16 protein-coding genes and 1 CRISPR repeat array are annotated in these 16,171 nt (G+C 32.3%); of the genes, 10 read left to right on the forward strand and 6 right to left on the reverse strand.

What is annotated here, in order from left to right; genetic code table 11:
- Window positions 1-4: 4 nt before the first annotated feature.
- The 4 genes from C8C84_RS12810 (at window position 5) to C8C84_RS12825 (ending at window position 2,491) form a co-directional block, all read left to right on the forward strand.
- Window positions 5-502 carry a hypothetical protein gene (locus tag C8C84_RS12810; protein ID WP_121314022.1) on the forward strand — a complete coding sequence of 166 codons (498 nt, stop codon included), beginning with the start codon at window positions 5-7 and terminating at the stop codon, window positions 500-502.
- Window positions 499-1,251, forward strand: coding sequence for an Asp/Glu racemase (locus tag C8C84_RS12815; protein ID WP_121314023.1), 753 nt, complete (start codon window positions 499-501; stop codon window positions 1,249-1,251). The genes C8C84_RS12810 and C8C84_RS12815 overlap by 4 nt, the downstream gene beginning before the upstream one ends.
- A gap of 227 nt (window positions 1,252-1,478) precedes the next feature.
- Entirely contained in the window at window positions 1,479-1,721 is a 243-nt protein-coding gene (locus C8C84_RS12820; protein WP_121314024.1) for a 4a-hydroxytetrahydrobiopterin dehydratase, read from the forward strand.
- Window positions 1,722-2,080: 359 nt separating this feature from the next.
- Window positions 2,081-2,491, forward strand: coding sequence for an OsmC family protein (locus C8C84_RS12825; protein WP_121314025.1), 411 nt, complete (start codon window positions 2,081-2,083; stop codon window positions 2,489-2,491).
- A gap of 301 nt (window positions 2,492-2,792) precedes the next feature.
- Here C8C84_RS12825 and C8C84_RS12830 read toward each other — a convergent pair whose 3' ends face one another.
- Window positions 2,793-3,713, reverse strand: coding sequence for a carboxypeptidase-like regulatory domain-containing protein (locus C8C84_RS12830; protein ID WP_121314026.1), 921 nt, complete (start codon window positions 3,711-3,713; stop codon window positions 2,793-2,795).
- 389 nt (window positions 3,714-4,102) lie between these two features.
- Between C8C84_RS12830 and cas1 the strand changes: the two genes are divergently transcribed.
- Window positions 4,103-4,987 (forward strand): type II CRISPR-associated endonuclease Cas1, encoded by an 885-nt coding sequence (cas1, locus tag C8C84_RS12835; RefSeq protein ID WP_121314027.1) that lies wholly within the window; start codon window positions 4,103-4,105, stop codon window positions 4,985-4,987.
- Entirely contained in the window at window positions 4,978-5,307 is a 330-nt protein-coding gene (gene cas2 / locus C8C84_RS12840; protein WP_121314028.1) for a CRISPR-associated endonuclease Cas2, read from the forward strand. The genes cas1 and cas2 overlap by 10 nt, the downstream gene beginning before the upstream one ends.
- Window positions 5,308-6,145: 838 nt before the next feature.
- A CRISPR array of direct repeats spans window positions 6,146-6,575; the repeat unit is 36 nt; unit sequence AATATCGTGTTTTCTAATCTTTAATCAAACCACAAC.
- A 173-nt stretch (window positions 6,576-6,748) separates the two neighbouring features.
- On the opposite strand, the gene C8C84_RS12845 is transcribed toward cas2, so the two are convergent.
- The 4 genes from C8C84_RS12845 to C8C84_RS12860 form a co-directional block, all read right to left on the reverse strand.
- Complete coding sequence (locus C8C84_RS12845; protein ID WP_233549796.1) at window positions 6,749-7,075, reverse strand: GIY-YIG nuclease family protein; 327 nt, start codon at window positions 7,073-7,075, stop codon at window positions 6,749-6,751.
- A gap of 140 nt (window positions 7,076-7,215) precedes the next feature.
- On the reverse strand, window positions 7,216-11,532 hold the full coding sequence (cas9, locus tag C8C84_RS12850) for a type II CRISPR RNA-guided endonuclease Cas9 (protein ID WP_121314030.1): 4,317 nt from the start codon (window positions 11,530-11,532) through the stop codon (window positions 7,216-7,218).
- 244 nt (window positions 11,533-11,776) lie between these two features.
- Window positions 11,777-12,034: a hypothetical protein gene (locus C8C84_RS12855; protein ID WP_121314031.1), complete on the reverse strand. Its 258-nt coding sequence runs from the start codon at window positions 12,032-12,034 to the stop codon at window positions 11,777-11,779.
- Between the two features lie 99 nt (window positions 12,035-12,133).
- Window positions 12,134-12,352 (reverse strand): hypothetical protein, encoded by a 219-nt coding sequence (locus tag C8C84_RS12860; RefSeq protein ID WP_121314032.1) that lies wholly within the window; start codon window positions 12,350-12,352, stop codon window positions 12,134-12,136.
- Between the two features lie 422 nt (window positions 12,353-12,774).
- On the opposite strand from C8C84_RS12860, the gene C8C84_RS12865 reads away from it, so the two are divergent.
- Entirely contained in the window at window positions 12,775-13,803 is a 1,029-nt protein-coding gene (locus tag C8C84_RS12865; protein ID WP_121314033.1) for a hypothetical protein, read from the forward strand.
- Here the strand turns inward: C8C84_RS12865 and C8C84_RS12870 are convergent.
- Window positions 13,798-14,706 carry a T9SS type A sorting domain-containing protein gene (locus tag C8C84_RS12870; protein ID WP_121314034.1) on the reverse strand — a complete coding sequence of 303 codons (909 nt, stop codon included), beginning with the start codon at window positions 14,704-14,706 and terminating at the stop codon, window positions 13,798-13,800. The genes C8C84_RS12865 and C8C84_RS12870 overlap by 6 nt on opposite strands.
- A gap of 186 nt (window positions 14,707-14,892) precedes the next feature.
- Between C8C84_RS12870 and C8C84_RS12875 the strand changes: the two genes are divergently transcribed.
- The 3 genes from C8C84_RS12875 (at window position 14,893) to C8C84_RS12885 (ending at window position 16,119) form a co-directional block, all read left to right on the forward strand.
- Window positions 14,893-15,228, forward strand: a complete 336-nt coding sequence (locus C8C84_RS12875; protein WP_121314035.1) for a helix-turn-helix transcriptional regulator — start codon at window positions 14,893-14,895, stop codon at window positions 15,226-15,228.
- On the forward strand, window positions 15,212-15,457 hold the full coding sequence (locus C8C84_RS17145) for an SRPBCC domain-containing protein (RefSeq protein ID WP_199717166.1): 246 nt from the start codon (window positions 15,212-15,214) through the stop codon (window positions 15,455-15,457). The genes C8C84_RS12875 and C8C84_RS17145 overlap by 17 nt, the downstream gene beginning before the upstream one ends.
- A 218-nt stretch (window positions 15,458-15,675) precedes the next feature.
- On the forward strand, window positions 15,676-16,119 hold the full coding sequence (locus C8C84_RS12885) for an SRPBCC domain-containing protein (protein ID WP_121314036.1): 444 nt from the start codon (window positions 15,676-15,678) through the stop codon (window positions 16,117-16,119).
- Window positions 16,120-16,171: the final 52 nt, after the last annotated feature.

Below are 16,171 nucleotides of genomic sequence, written 5' to 3' on the forward strand. Positions count from 1 at the left end.
CTGAATGAAAGTCAAGTATACTTATGATAAAAAGAAAAGTTTAGAACCTATTCATAAATCAAAATGGTTTTATTTAGAAATCTTAATTTTTACATTGTTAGCCCTTTATTTTGTTAAGGAATTTGAATTTTTAATTGGGGTTTTTCTTTTTCTGTCTATTCCGTTTTTATTACAAATTACTCTTCATGTAAATTATTATTTTAATGATAAAGACGTAATATTAGAAATTGATTATTCCGAAAAAAAGATTATCCACTACAAGAACAATATCAAAGCTGAAATTAACTTTGATGAAATCGAATCAATAGTAAGGTGTCAAGGCAGTAGGTACCAAGAAACATTTGGGAAGCATGTGATACCTTCAAATTTTTATAATCACACGGTTATTGTTGGAAAAAACAAAAAGAAAATAAGGTTTTCCGATTTTATTTTAAAAGACTTTGGCTTATTTCCAATCGAAAAGAAAGTAATAATATTTCCTTTTTTAAATTTAATAAAATGAACAAAACAATTAGAATAGGACAAATAGTGCCATCATCCAACGTAACGATGGAAACCGAAATACCGGCTATTTTCAGAGCCAGAGAAACCATCCTACCGGAACATTTTACGTTCCACAGCAGTCGCATGCGCATGAAAAAAGTCACCAAAGAAGAACTAGAAGCGATGGATGCGATGAGTTTAAAATGTGCTCAGGAATTGTCCGATGCACATGTAGATGTGATGGGTTATGCTTGTTTGGTAGCCATTATGAGTATGGGACGCGGTTACCATTGCGTTTCCGAAGTGAATTTACACCAAGAAACTGTGGCGAATGATTTTCCAACACCTATCGTAACTTCTGCCGGTGCTTTAATTAACGGTTTGAAAGTTTTGGGTGCCAAACAAATTTCGATTATTACGCCATATATGCGTCCGTTAACCGATATGGTTGTCGATTATATTGAGCACCAAGGAATCAAAGTCAAGCAAAGTATTGCACTCGAAATTCCGGACAACTTGGAAGTAGCTGCACAAAACCCAATGAACTTATTGGAAATCTACAAACAATTGGATTTGACTGATGTGGATGTTTTAGTTGCTTCGGCTTGTGTGCAAATGCCTTCTTTGGAAGCGATTGATTTGATTCAGGCTGAATGTGGCATTCCGGTCACTTCTGCTGCGGTTTGCACGACATATGAAATGATGAAAAAATTGGGTATTGAAGCCAAATCGGCTATTGGTGGAGAATTGTTAAACGGAAAGTACTAGAATTATAAAAAAATTACTGAAAATTATATAACTCTTTCTTTTTAGGCTTGATTATCTTTATGTTATTGAAATAGTAACCTAAAAGTATAGCGTATGAATGGGATTTTCAAAACATTAATTGCCGGTTACAGTGCCAAAAAATTAGGTGGTGGTTGCATAGGAACCATTATAGTTTTTATAATTATCTACTTTTTGTTAGGCTATTTATAAATCGTAATACTAAAATAATGGAGTGGATTGTTAAAGACGGAAAACTAGTCAATACATTTGAATTTAAATCTCAAACAGCATTGGCCGAATTCATATTGAAAATAGCCAAACAAGCTGATGAAATGGACCATCATCCCGATTATAAAATTTTCAAAGCTTTTACTGTTGAAATCACTTTATTCACCTATAGCAAAAAAGCCATTACTGAATTGGATCAAACCTTAGCGGCATATATTTCGAATACTTTCTCAGAGCGCTAGGATTAACAATACTAAGGTATTAATTAATAACTAAAGCATAAAAAAAGAGAAGGCTTATATTTTTTTTGAGCTAAATTTGATATTAAGACTTTGATTAATTAAAGACCTGAACAGTTGAAAAATTGTTTAATATACCATAGTGCTGAAAAGCGCAAAATGGAGGTTATAATAAATCAAAGTCAAAATGAGAGGTCTGTCAAAAGACCTCTTTTTTTTGGGGTTTGAATTCGCTGAAACTAATTTCAAAAAAATCAAGTAACAAAACAGTAAACCGGTCAGTGAATATTTAACTTCAAAGTAACAACTCCTAATCTCCTTTTTTGTAAATTAGAAGTTTTTAAAACTAAAATAACTACTATATGAAAAGAAGAGCAACTGCCGTTTGGAACGGCTCAGGCAAAGACGGAAAAGGACATTTAACCACACAAAGTACCGTATTAAATCAGACACAATATTCCTTTGGCTCTAGATTTGAAGAAGGAATCGGAACCAATCCAGAAGAATTAGTTGGCGCAGCACATGCAGGTTGTTTTTCAATGAAACTGGCCTTCAACTTACAAGAAGCAGGTTTCACACCAACCGAATTAAAAACCAATTGCGAGATTGTTTTTGAAGACGGATCCATTGTAGCATCAAATCTTACTTTGACCGCAACTGTTGACGGAATTTCAAAAGATAAATTCGACGAATTGGTAAAAGATGCTGAAACAAATTGTCCAATTTCAAAATTACTAAATACCAAAATCAGCGTCAGTCATACGCTTAACTAATAATCTCAAAAAAGACATCAAATTTACACTACTAAAGCAAAGTTAAATGAGTGTTAAAGTCCTTATTTTAAAATAATTGCATTTAAAAATTAAGTACATTTGAATATGATTTTGATTAATTACTTGAAGGTCTCAAAGAGAGAATTCAATAGTTGGATGCATCAAGTGGTGCAAGTTAATAATGATAAATCAAAATCATAAAATTGAGGAGGTCTGAAAAGACCTCCTATTTTATTTAATTACCAAAACACTTAAAAGAAAAAGCCGCTAAAAGCGGCTCTCCAAATGGCATCATAGTTTTTTAAGCTACTTCTTGAGCATTACTATTCACTGATTCCATCACAATACTAACATCTGTTCGCTCTGTTGCAGTAACAGCAACTATAGTTCTAGTATCGGCATATCCCGGTTTTTTAACAATAACAGTATACATACCACTGTCAATGTCTTTTATCTCAAAACCACCATTATTAGTTGTTTTACGGCTAAATGCAGTATCTTCAATAGCAACATCAACTTTATTCAACGGATAACCTTCCGCATCAGTAACAATGCCTCTTATTGCAATCGTGCGATAACCTGGTCTTATGATTTTTCTACTTGAATAATAAGTAGAATAAAACTCCAAATCGCTAAACTGAAGCATATTAACCAAAGCATCCATTTTTTTTAAAACTACATCACAACTTGCAAAAAGTTGACTCATTTCACTTGTTGCCTGTTTGCGCTCTACTATTCCGGCTCTAGGCTTAGGGATATAAGATGTGTATTCACTAATACTATCATCTAATGAATCTAACATCACATTATCTACACCATAATCCGATAAATTAGCCAATAACGAACTTCCTTTACCGTGAATGTATTGGCAAATGTCAGCACATATAGTATCGGGCTTCTTAATTAAATTACTAATGCGCTGATACATTTCTTCTCGTAAAACTACATCATCAATGTTGATGGCGTAAGCCTTAATTCTAGTAGCAACATCAATAGCCTTTCTTGTCAAGGCTAGTTTAAGGTCGTCTTTTACAATTCTGTAACCAACCCGATTAGTGGTTTGACTTTCGCTGAGTTGTCTAATGTCCGCAACACTTTTGGTAAACGTAACAAGTTTTGCCTCAAACTCAGGCATACTGGCTATAATAGCCGCTGGTACTGTTGCAAGAAAATCTTCTACAACATAGTACATTGAGCGTTTTCGCTCTTGTAATTGATTCATAATTTTTAATATTAATAGGTTAACATTCAGTGATTTGGGATTCACTCAAGCCAAAGTTATAAAAATATTTCCCTACGAAACAACACAAAAACATCAGAAAATACATTTTTATTAAATAATTAATATTTCTTACAAATCATTAATAATTTCATTTTACACAAATCAATAACGTTCTCATTTTTAAAATATTCTCATTAAAATGTAAGATTTATTGACCAAGACAATTACTACAAAATAATATTCTAATGACTCCAATTAACATTTTTTCAAAAAAAACGCCACCAAATCACCCGAAAACAAAATTTATATAGTAAAATAATTACTTTTAAATATATTCAAACTACCACTTCTTACCATAAGAATCTGATTAACAACAAATAAACACTAGCATGATCAAAAGAACTTTATTAGTAGAAAACAAGACAACCATTACAACAAAAAATTTACAACTTGTTTTAAAATCAGAAATCAAAGAAAGCACAGTTCCTATTGAAGACATCGGTTTTTTAGTAATAGACAATGCCGAAACCTACCTCAGTATTCCTGCAATGAACTTATTAATCCAAAACAATACCGCTGTCATCATTTGTAGCACCAATCATTTACCTAACGGTATGTTTCTAAACCTTAATAGTCATCACATCCAACAAGAAATATTTAAAAATCAAATAAACGCAAGCACTCCATTAAAAAAGCAATTATGGCAACAAACCATTGTCGAAAAAATAACCAATCAAGGAATACTATTAGAACAAATTACCGAAGCAAAAAACACTTTTCCTTTCCTAGCCTCAAAAGTGCTTAGCGGAGATAGCACTAATATGGAAGGAGTTGCCGCTAATCAATACTGGAAATCTTTCTTCGAAATAAAGTTTAAACGCGAACGTTTCGGCGACTATCCTAATAGTTTTCTAAACTACGGCTATGCCATTCTAAGAGCAGCAACCGCCAGAGCATTATCCGGAAGCGGATTACTCAACACACTTGGCATCCATCACAAAAGCAAGTACAATGCCTTTGCCCTAGCAGACGACATCATGGAACCATTCCGACCAATAGTCGATGAAAAGGTCTATGAAATAATGCAAAACTTCGAAGAACAAGAACTAAATACAGCCATCAAAGCCGAACTTTTACAAATACTAACCCGAACAGTATACTTCAAAGAAGAAAAAAGCCCTTTAATGGTAGCACTTCAAAAAACCGCAAGCTCATTACAACAATGCTATACCGGTGACCGCAAGAAAATAAAATATCCAAAACTATGGAGCTAAACGGATACAGAATTATGTGGCTATTTGTATTTTTTGATTTACCAACCGAGACCAAAAAAGATCGGAAATTCGCAAGTGGCTTTCGAAACAACCTCTTGAAAGATGGCTTTGCCATGATGCAATACTCCGTCTATGTCCGCCATTGCGCCAGTAGCGAAAGCGCCGATGTACACGAAAAAAGAATTCACAAACTATTACCACCACTAGGCAAAGTAAGCGTCCTAAGAATAACCGACAAACAATTCGGCAACATCCTCAACTTCTGGGGCAAAGCAGAAATACCCAAAGAACCACAACCAACCCAATTAGAACTTTTCTAAAACATATCAGTTATCTCTATCAACCGTTTTTTTGTCATCCCGAGCGCAGTCAGGGGAATACCCACAATTTTTCTCCCTCAAACTTGTCATGCTGACGAAGGAAACATCTCATCACAACCTCAGAAAACAAAAAATGCCTCAATCACAGCTTATCATCCTGTAAAAGAAGCATTTTTTTATCACGATATACACCATATATCCTTGATTATTAGAAGGTAACAAGCCAACTAATATCGTGTTTTCTAATCTTAATCAAATCTCCCTGATAATGAAACTTGATAAAATCATTCACCAAATATCGTGTTTTCTAATCTTAATCAAATCTCCCTTTTCGGGAGATTAACAAACACTCCGCTGAAAAATAAACACAAAGTGTTTGTAAACCACAACCTCAGAAAACAAAAAATGCCTCAATCACAGCTTATCATCCTGTAAAAGAAGCATTTTTTTATCACGATATACACCATATATCCTTGATTATCAGAAGGTAACAAGCCAACTAATATCGTGTTTTCTAATCTTAATCAAATCTCCCTTATCGAAGTTTACGAACGTGAGGATGTTGGAATATCGTGTTTTCTAATCTTAATCAAATCTCCCTCGCAATACAGTAAATATCTTTTTGTGTGTAAATATCGTGTTTTCTAATCTTAATCAAATCTCCCTTTTCGGGAGATTAACAAACACTCCGCTGAAAAATAAACACAAAGTGTTTGTAAACCACAACCTCAGAAAACAAAAAATGCCTCAATCACAGCTTATCATCCTGTAAAAGAAGCATTTTTTTATCACGATATACACCATATATCCTTGATTATTAGAAGGTAACAAGCCAACTAATATCGTGTTTTCTAATCTTTAATCAAACCACAACTACAGGTGTATTGGTTGCATCCGTAAACGGAATATCGTGTTTTCTAATCTTTAATCAAACCACAACCTTACCGTTTCGTATCGGGGCCTCGGTGTAAATATCGTGTTTTCTAATCTTTAATCAAACCACAACTTGTAAGCGTGTATCTGAAACTGATTTAGAATATCGTGTTTTCTAATCTTTAATCAAACCACAACTGGCTTACTCCAACAGCATCAGATGGCAAAATATCGTGTTTTCTAATCTTTAATCAAACCACAACCCTTGGCCTAATACATACAACACATCCATAAATATCGTGTTTTCTAATCTTTAATCAAACCACAACCTACCGGCGTAGATGCGTTCAAGTCAAATCAATATCGTGTTTTCTAATCTTTAATCAAACCACAACGGAGTGACTCCGTAGAAACTCCGTTGTGGTTTGGTTGCTTAAGATTAAAAAGTTTTATGTCAAAGAACTATTCTATTTTTGTCAAACCGACTTCTCTTTTGTCATTTCGACGAAGGAGAAATCTCATCATACCATTCAAGATTATGTGATTTCTCCTTCGTCGAAATGACAAACTATTTATTATTCACAAACCTATCATTCAAAAATTCAAATTCGGGATTAAAACTCCTAATTAAATCCAATTTCTTTTCCCTTCTCCAAGCCTTCAATTCCTTTTCTCTAGCAATAGCTTCTTGTACCCAAGTAAACTTTTCATAGTACACCAAAAACTCAATATTATATCTCGATGCAAAAGTTTTAATTCCTTTTTCAATATTCTCTTTATGCTGCTTCAATCGTTCACCAAGATTATTTGTCATCCCAATATAATAAGTCGAACGGTATTTATTTGTAATGATATAAACATAAAAAGAATAGTGTCCTTCGTTATATTCAATCATGCTATTATTCATCGTTTTTTCTATAATCGTTCAACTTCCTTTTTTATCATTCCGCCTTCCCTTTTTGTCATTCAGACAAAGGAAGAATCAAATCACACCATTCAAAATTATGTGATTTCTCCTCCGTCGAAATGACAACACTACACTTTTTGAATTTTTCCAGAAACTGAAATTTTAAAATTAAACCCTTCAACTAATATTTTCAATGCAGACTTTGACAATCTTAATTTTTCATTAGCAATATCAAAGTTAATTTCAGATGATTTTTCCAATAGCCCATCAGGTTTTGATGTAGAATGTAGTCTAAACTGTACTCTTCCATCAGATTCTATAGCAACTGTTTTATATAATCTTTTTACTAAATCAAAATTTTCTAGCTCCCAGATTTCATCTTCAAAATCTTTATAAAACAATACTAAAGTTCCCGTTTTTAATAGAAATTTTAAATCTAAAATATTTTTATTTTTATCCTGCAAATTAAACTCTAAAGGATATTTATGAGTGTTTTCTTTTGAATTATAGTATTTGCCAGCTTCAAAATTATTAACAACTTTGTATTCTGATATAATCTTGCCTTTATCATCCTTTCCACTGTACAAAGCGAAACAATAATTCCCATCATTTTTAACATGATAAAATTGTTTATGTTCATGCCTTGAAACATCCCTATGTTTCTTGATAAATAATGGATTCGTAACATCACTAGTATAATATCTTATCTTTTTTATTGGAACTGGAGCACCACTACCATTTGGCAAAACATACAATCCATTTTTTATTTTATTCTCCAAAAGTTGAATAGAATCTCTAAGCGGTTGCTCATCCTCTTCTTTAAGGTCTCGCATTTGTTTTTTTAGGTCGTCAATTTCCTTTTTTAATTGCTTCTCTTGCTCTCTCCCATTTATAACAATTTCCTTGATTTTATCATCAACAATATTTTTTAAATCAGCGTCTTTAAATAATTCAATTGCTTGACGTTTCACATATTTAACAACTTCCTCAGGTTTTCCGGTTTTTTTACTAATCTCCTCTCGTAAAATGGCTCCATAAAAACTCTCTTTGTGCAATGCACCACGAACAGTATCTCCTTGCTTATATTTGATTTCTCCTTTTTCATTTCTTTGAATGATTCCTCTCTTTCTAATAGCTTTCTTACTTTGAATAGGTAAAACATCCGGTGTATGATGACTTATCAATGTGTTTTTATCAAAGTCAGCAACATCTTTATGAAATCCATCCCATGGAATTCTGTGGGCAAAAGAAGGTTTTGGTTTTCCAAAAAACTCAAATTGTTCTAAATCATGATAATAATTTGCCAACGCATCGTTTATATCTCTTGTACAACAAGCAACAACTACTGCATCTTTAGCATGATGCGCATGATTATCTCTTGTCTTTTCTTCCAATCCCCACATTTGTCTCAAATTGGCTGTAGTCTTACCTTTTATTGGATATACTTTACTAAATACTGTTTTAAGAAATAAATTTCCATATTTACTAATAATTCCTATGTCAACCGATTGACTATTTTTAAATCCTTCAGGAACTTCTTCCATTGTGAATGATTTATACTTTTTATAATAATAAGTGTGCTCAAATCTTAATTTAGTTCTGTCGATAATATATTTATCTCTTTTCTCTTTGATTGAAGCTGCCTTAACTTTTTTAGACAATTCTTTAATTTGTTCTTCTAAAGTTTTATACCTAGCATACCAATGTTTAATTCTTGGTAAAATCTCATCATAGTTTTCGCATTCAAATGGAATTTTATCTTTCTTTATCTGTCTATTGTAAATAGCACAACATAAGGTTTTATTTACTTGTGAATTATCTAAACTCCTACTTCTAGGTATAGTATGCTCAATATCATACTTTGGATTATTACCAATAAAATCAGATAAACAAATAGTTTTCCCTGTATAAAGACATACTTTGTTTTGCTCAATCCAAAGTTGGTATTTTAAAATATCTGTTTCAGTTGGTTCATAATCACTATAACCTGTATTTGAATCATTACAAGAATCATTTTTAATTTCTCCATTAAAAATAGACTTTATTTCTGCGCCATATTTACTACGTCTATTTTTCAAATCTTCTTGCCATTGCCTGATAGCAACTCTTTCGTTAGCAGAGTTTAATTCTCTTGGCATTTCAACATGTATAATCGTATCTTCATCTATTAAATCATCTTTCATCAATTGATTAACTACTTTTTTCAATTGATGTAATGAACGCATTGCCATTGGATTTTTAATAGACGAAATTATAGGACTTCCCAAGTACAACTTACCATCGTCTTCACCACGCTTAGCTTTTTTATATACTTCAATTGCTGAAGGGTGATATAAGCGTTTTAAATCATCATCATTAACATCAAAATTATCGCTTAAAAAAACCTTCAAAATTTCATCAATTGTTTTCTTTTTAGCAAATTCTCCTCTTCCTGAATTGAGTTTCATTTGATTTACAAATAATTCAAAACATTCAGATAAAATCTCATTTTGATAAGTCTCAGAGGTTTCATTCCATTTTTTTGCACCAAAAAAATCTTTAATCTGTTTGTTTAAGCTATTCCTATAGGCTTCTGCTACAAATTGGTTATCTGAACTCCATGTACCATTGTCTTTTTTAACGTTCTTAATTAATCCATTTACAACATCAATTCTATTACTATAAGCTTTATAATTTTCAATGATTGAATTTATTTCATTATTTATTATGGCTTTGTTTTCCTCATTATCCCAAATTTCTTTTGGCAAAACATTCTTCATGTTAGCCAAGAAAACAGCATGCGAATAAATAAGATTCATTCTTAAATAAGGAAGTATATTTCGAATAGCCTTTAAACTTAAAGAACCATAGTCTAGCTTGAGTTTTATCTTTGAAAATTTTGTGGCGATTTTATCGTCACAATTAAAATTATCAATAGCAAATTGCTTTAAACGTTCTTCTTTATCAAAGCGAAATAATACATGCCAAACATCATCAACAATATCCTCAACCGTCTTTTTAACCCTTACATTATTTTCTATTTTAGTATTTTTTACAAAATTTGAGTATAAATAGGTTTTCCAATCTAAACCAAAAACTTCGATTAAATTTGCTATGGTAGGACAACCAGCTACATTACTGCCAAAATTATAATTGAATAAAACATCATATTCTGTTACATTTTTATCTCTATAGTAACCTGATTTTAGATTTTTTGGAGTGAGTTTTTTTGCAATATCAACAAAATCAAAATTTGCTTTTGACTTTCTAAAAAATAAAGATTGAATTTGCTGCCTCTCATCATCGTTTAACAGCCTTAATTTTTCATCAATAGGCAATTTAATTTTTACATTATTCAAGTAGCTTAACATTCTGAATTCTTCAAAATCAGGATGAGATATTGGCACACATGCTTTTCTGTTTTCTAATGGACACTTAGCAACTAAACCCTTCTGAGATTTTAAAGGCCTCTGAAAAAAGATAGCTTCCTTAATTTTTTCTCTTAATTCAGTATCTAAGCTTTGCTTATCAGATATAAAATTAAACTCTGCTAAATAATGATCTTCTCGATGAGTATATTCTCCTCTAATTTTTTGGCCAGTTTGATGTAATGTATAAAAATATTGACCTAATGTGGAACAATTCGATTTTACAATTTTTTCAGACAAGTCACTTATAGCTCTCTTTACCGGACCAAGAAATTCTTTTCTGTTTAGACGCTCAATTAGCTTTTCCTTTAAATCATTATAGTTCAAAACTGCTTGTTCCTTTATTATAGTATTAAAGGCTCTTGAAAGTGCAAATAATGGTTTATCACTTGCTTCATCTTTATCAAAATTCAAAAGGAAATCAGAAAACATTTCTGAAAAATCAAATATAGTAACTGCATCATTGATTAAAGATGTTATTTCATCTTTTTTTTCTTCAATAATAGAATTGTCTGAACTATCCAATCTATTACTTAAAAAACCTCTTCTTTGCGCTATGTGGTAAAAAGCCCGACCTAAAACAAACCTATCTTTTTTATTGTTTAGATTTAATGACTCATTAGCTGACCTATATCGAAAAAAATATGGATTCTCATTTTGCTTTTTTCTTTCATTCTCATTTTCATGACTATCAGTACTTAACCAAACTCTAAATTCGTCATTTTGAGGATAAATCTTTTTATATCTCCATTTATTTAAGTCATCATCTGATAATTTAGGACACAAATCATTATCCGACAATACTTTAAGTATATCTATCTTTCTTATTTTCCTTCTATACTTTAATTTTCTTGCACTTCTGTACTCTGTTCTCTTAGCGGCTTTAGAACTTTCACTATTAGTTTTTGCTTCAATATTCACCCCCTCAGAAAATATCCTTACCCCTTTATCAACAAGGGCAAATTCACTTCCATCTTTATCTACAATCGCCCACCCAATACTATTAGTCCCCAAATCCAATCCTAAAATCTTTGCCATAATAAACTGCCTTTTTAAGTAAAGAATAAAACTACAAAATAATTTTCTTACTTTTTACGGTTTTCCACATTGTTAGTAAAAAATAATTCTTTATTTTTACTTCAGATTAAAATTCTAATCTTTAATCTTATCACAATAAGGCTATATGCCGTAGATGAAAATCTTAAGTCCTGCGTACTCCGTGGGACTTTTTTTATGCTCAAATCATTTTCATCCAACCTCGCCATTCTGCTAAAACAAGTTACTACCAATCTACTCTAAACATTGTCAATTCCTCTATAAGTAAAAACGTTTCCTTTATAAGTAACACCGTTTCCTCCATAAGTAACATCGTTTCCTCCATAAGTAACACCGTTTCCGCCTTAACTAAAGTCGTTTCCGCCATAAGTAACACCGTTTCCTCCATAAGTAACATCATTTCCGCCTTAACTAAAGTCGTTTCCTCCATAACTAAAGTCATTTCCAACCTAAGTGAAGTCATTTCTTTTATAACTGACATCATTTCTCTAAAATCACAACCACATAAAAAAGAAAAAGCCGCTAAAAAGCGACTCTCCCATCCAAAAAAAAACGCAATTAAAACTCGAAATAAATAAACTGTTTACCATTTCCCTGAGCAATGGCTATTAGGAAAAACATAACAGCCCAAACCACTTCCAGAACTAAAGGAGATTTCGTTTAAGACACCATTTCTAATGAAGTACTCATCATACAAGGGCAAATAAAGGTCAATAAAATCAACGTAAATACTTTTATAATCGAAAAAACCATATAATATTTTCGCACCATCTCCATTCATAAACAACATCCATTCAATCATGTTTTAGGCCGTTTCAAACTTTCTGACCCTAAAGAAAACCCAAGTAAAATTGACAAAACTATAAGTTGCTAACGCCAATAAACTCAAAAGCTCCGAGACTAACCGCACTAATAAGCACAGCCACAAACAATGATTTCTTTAAACTCATTTAATTTATTGTTGAGTTAGACAAAAAAAATAATGAACCCTGTTTCTTAATCAGAGCTAATTCAATAAAAATTTGGGGAAAATAAAAGCCGATAACAACACCTCTATTTAGCTCAAAAATAAACTGTTAAACTTTCAAAAAATACTAAACCTCTTTTTTTTATTAACGAATTTCTTGTTAATAAGTTAGAGCAATGAGCTAAAAGACACTACACTTATAATATCCGTTAGAATATCTTTGGTATATTTGATAAACACCAACAAAAAAATTTTCAATGACAAATAAAGAAAGACTTCAAAAACAACTCGAACTCACTAACGAACAAACTTCTCCTTTATTTCGCATTATGTTTACACAAAACATCAATATAGCTAACAAAAGACATTTTGAAAATAACATTTGTGCATTTCACATTGGTAACGGTTATATTTTATCGGTAGCACACAACTTAAAACCGGAGGCGAAAATTTTTAAATCAATTGAAGAAAGTATTTTCAACAACGACATTCTGCCCTATCTAAATGAAGCTCAAAAACAATTATTTTTAAATTGCTATCCATTAGATTCTACAACCCAAAAAAGATATTGGAACAGCAACAACCCAAGTGATTTTCAATTCACCATTGATGCTTTAAAGCAAATCAATTTTGATACACGTTGGGTTACTTTTCTGGAGAAAAAGATTTGCAAAGCACATTTAATAATTCAGTTTAAAAACGATCAATTTTATAATAATGCTACACTTTCAAAACATTTTACGGCAGCCACTTATTTTGCAGAACCTGCAATCAATCGCCATACTTTTTTAGTTGAAGTAGAACTCGTAGAAGCTTTTTACAGTGACGATATTGCTTTGTACAAAATCATCAATACACCACAGGAAGTCATTGATGCCATGCCAAGTGCCACAATCGATTACTCCATTTTAAGTGATGAACAAGAACACTATTATTGTTTGCAGAGCTCACCTACAAGTGAAGTCGGCAAATTACTCAACAAAGCCCAAATTGACGGTTTTACGGAGCATTTTGCCATTTTTCAAGAACGCATTGGCGGCAATTATATTTTGGAAGGATTACGCTATTTGATTAAAGGCTATTTCCGATTTGGTTCTTCGGGCGCACCTTATTTCGTTTATGACACAAAGCAAAATGAGTTTAAGGTCAATGCCATTCAAAGTGAAGCCTGTCCAATACAATTATCGATTGACAACAAACGAGACGGGAATTTCCAATATGTGAATGCAATTGCAACGCCTTTGTATAATATCAAGGAAAAATTGGAAGCCTATCAGAACTTATAACTTTACAAACTGCTGAGTTTTATTTCCATTATTCGTTTCTACTGTAATTAAATAGGTTCCCTGAGCTAAGGAACTTACATCAATAGCGTCAGTGTTAGTTCTGTTCAATATTTTTTGTCCTAAAGCATTATAAATACTAATTTGGTTTACGGTTTCTCCATTAATTATATCAATATTTAATACTCCGTTTGTGGGATTGGGATAAAGGGTGAATAGTTTATTAATCACATTGTCCTTCACTGCTAGACTGCAATCGGTAACAAATTGAACTTCGTCTTGAGGAAAATTGGAATAAAAAGATTGACTGCTTGCTTCCTCATCATCCAAACAAACAAAACGCAAAGCCGGACAATTCAAGTAATCAGCACAAGTGTAATCAACACCGGGCATCAATAAAATAACACATCCATTCAAAACACCGTTTCGAATATTAACCCAAACCAAATTAGGATTGTTACTGACATTTAATTGAAAAACATTAGTAGCACTTAAATCGAGATAAGTTATCCAATTATCTCCACAATAAATTTCCTCTAAATTTGGCAATCCATCAACCATAAGTTCAGTCAACTGGGCATTGTGGCAAGTCAATTTTTTTAAGGAAGGTATTTGCAAATTTAAAGTTACCAGAGGATTATTACCAACTTCCAAAGAAACTAAATTGGTAAAATATTCAATACCCATCACTGAGGAAATGTTACTATTATTTAAGATCAATTTAGTGACCAAAAAAGCTTCGCTAACCTGAATTTCTCCATCATTGTTGACATCCGCATCAACATCACCACCATAAAAAGAATTGTTATCAACACACAAAGTATTCAATAAGGCGTTTTTAAAATTGGCATCAGGAATATTGATTATCTGTGCTTGTGTACTTAATCCCCATATAACACAAAACATAAAAAAGTATTTTTTTACCACGACAATAATAGTTTATAGCATATAAATTTATAAAATAATCACCAGTATTTGATTACAAATTGGAAATTAATGGTTTATGAACTAAAAAAAATAATTTTTATTTGCGTAACTGAACAGTTACACATATATTTGTAACCGATTAGTTACCTATTAAATTATTAATTAATGAGAAGAGATGTTTTTCAGGCCATTGCCGATCCAACTCGCAGAGCCATTCTTAGCCTTTTAGCTGCACAAACTTTAACGCTCAATGCAGTTGCCGAAAATTTTGACATCAGTCGACCGGCAATATCCAAACACATTAAAATTCTAAATGAATGTGGCCTAATCGAAATTACCGACAAAGGTCGGGAACGCTATTGCGAAGCCAAACTTGAAAAACTCAATGAAGTTTCAGTTTGGATAGAACAATACAAACAGTTCTGGGAAACCAAACTCGATGCTTTAGAAACCTATTTAGACCAACTTCAAAAAGACAATAACAATGACAACATCAGCTAACACCGCAGACAGAGAAATTACTGTTTCTCGTTTGCTAAACGCTCCAATAGCCTTGGTTTGGGAAGTCTGGACCAATCCTGACCACATAAAAAATTGGTGGGGACCAAATGGTTTTACCAATACCATCACCAAAATGGAAGTTATTTCCAACGGCTTATGGAACTTAGTAATGCACGGACCTGACGGAACCGATTACGACAATGAAAGCATTTTTACCGAAGTCGAATAACAGAAAAAAATTGTTTACCATCATATCTCTGGTCATGAATTTATAGCCACTATTCTATTCGAAGAAAGAGGCAATCAAACCTATCTTCATTGGCAAATGCTATTTGAGTCTAAAGAAGAATTAATAAGGATTATGAATCTATACAATATTTCAGAAGGCTTACAGCAAAACATAGAAAAAATGGAAGCTTATTTAAAGAATCTATAAACTAAAGACAAATGGAAAAAACAGACAACAGCCTTACGCTCAAAAAAGTTTATAAGGCATCGGCAACAACACTTTGGAAAGTAATTACCGAAAGAGAACATTTAAAACAATGGTACTTTGAATTTACCGAAGATTGGCAACTAAAAGTAGGCCAACAATTTGACTGGTACGGAACAGATAATGATTGCAAAGAATGGCAACATCGTGGAGTAATGCTCGAAATTATCCCCCATAAAAAACTGGTTCACAGCTGGGAATATGTAGGTTCGTCCGGAACTTCTGTGGTTACTTGGGAATTACATCCCATAGATGAAAATACTACCGAATTGCATTTCAGCCACGTCTTTACGGTTCCTTTTGATGTTAACGAACCGGCATTCAAAAGAGAAAACTTTGAAATGGGCTGGAACCACATCCTCAATATTTCCTTGGTGGAATACCTTGGGAAAATTTAATTTTAAAATAAAAGTCCGCTGGATATGGCATTCCAACGGACTTTTAAAAATC

It is taken from the genome of Flavobacterium sp. 102 (assembly GCF_003634615.1).
GTDB lineage: Bacteria > Bacteroidota > Bacteroidia > Flavobacteriales > Flavobacteriaceae > Flavobacterium.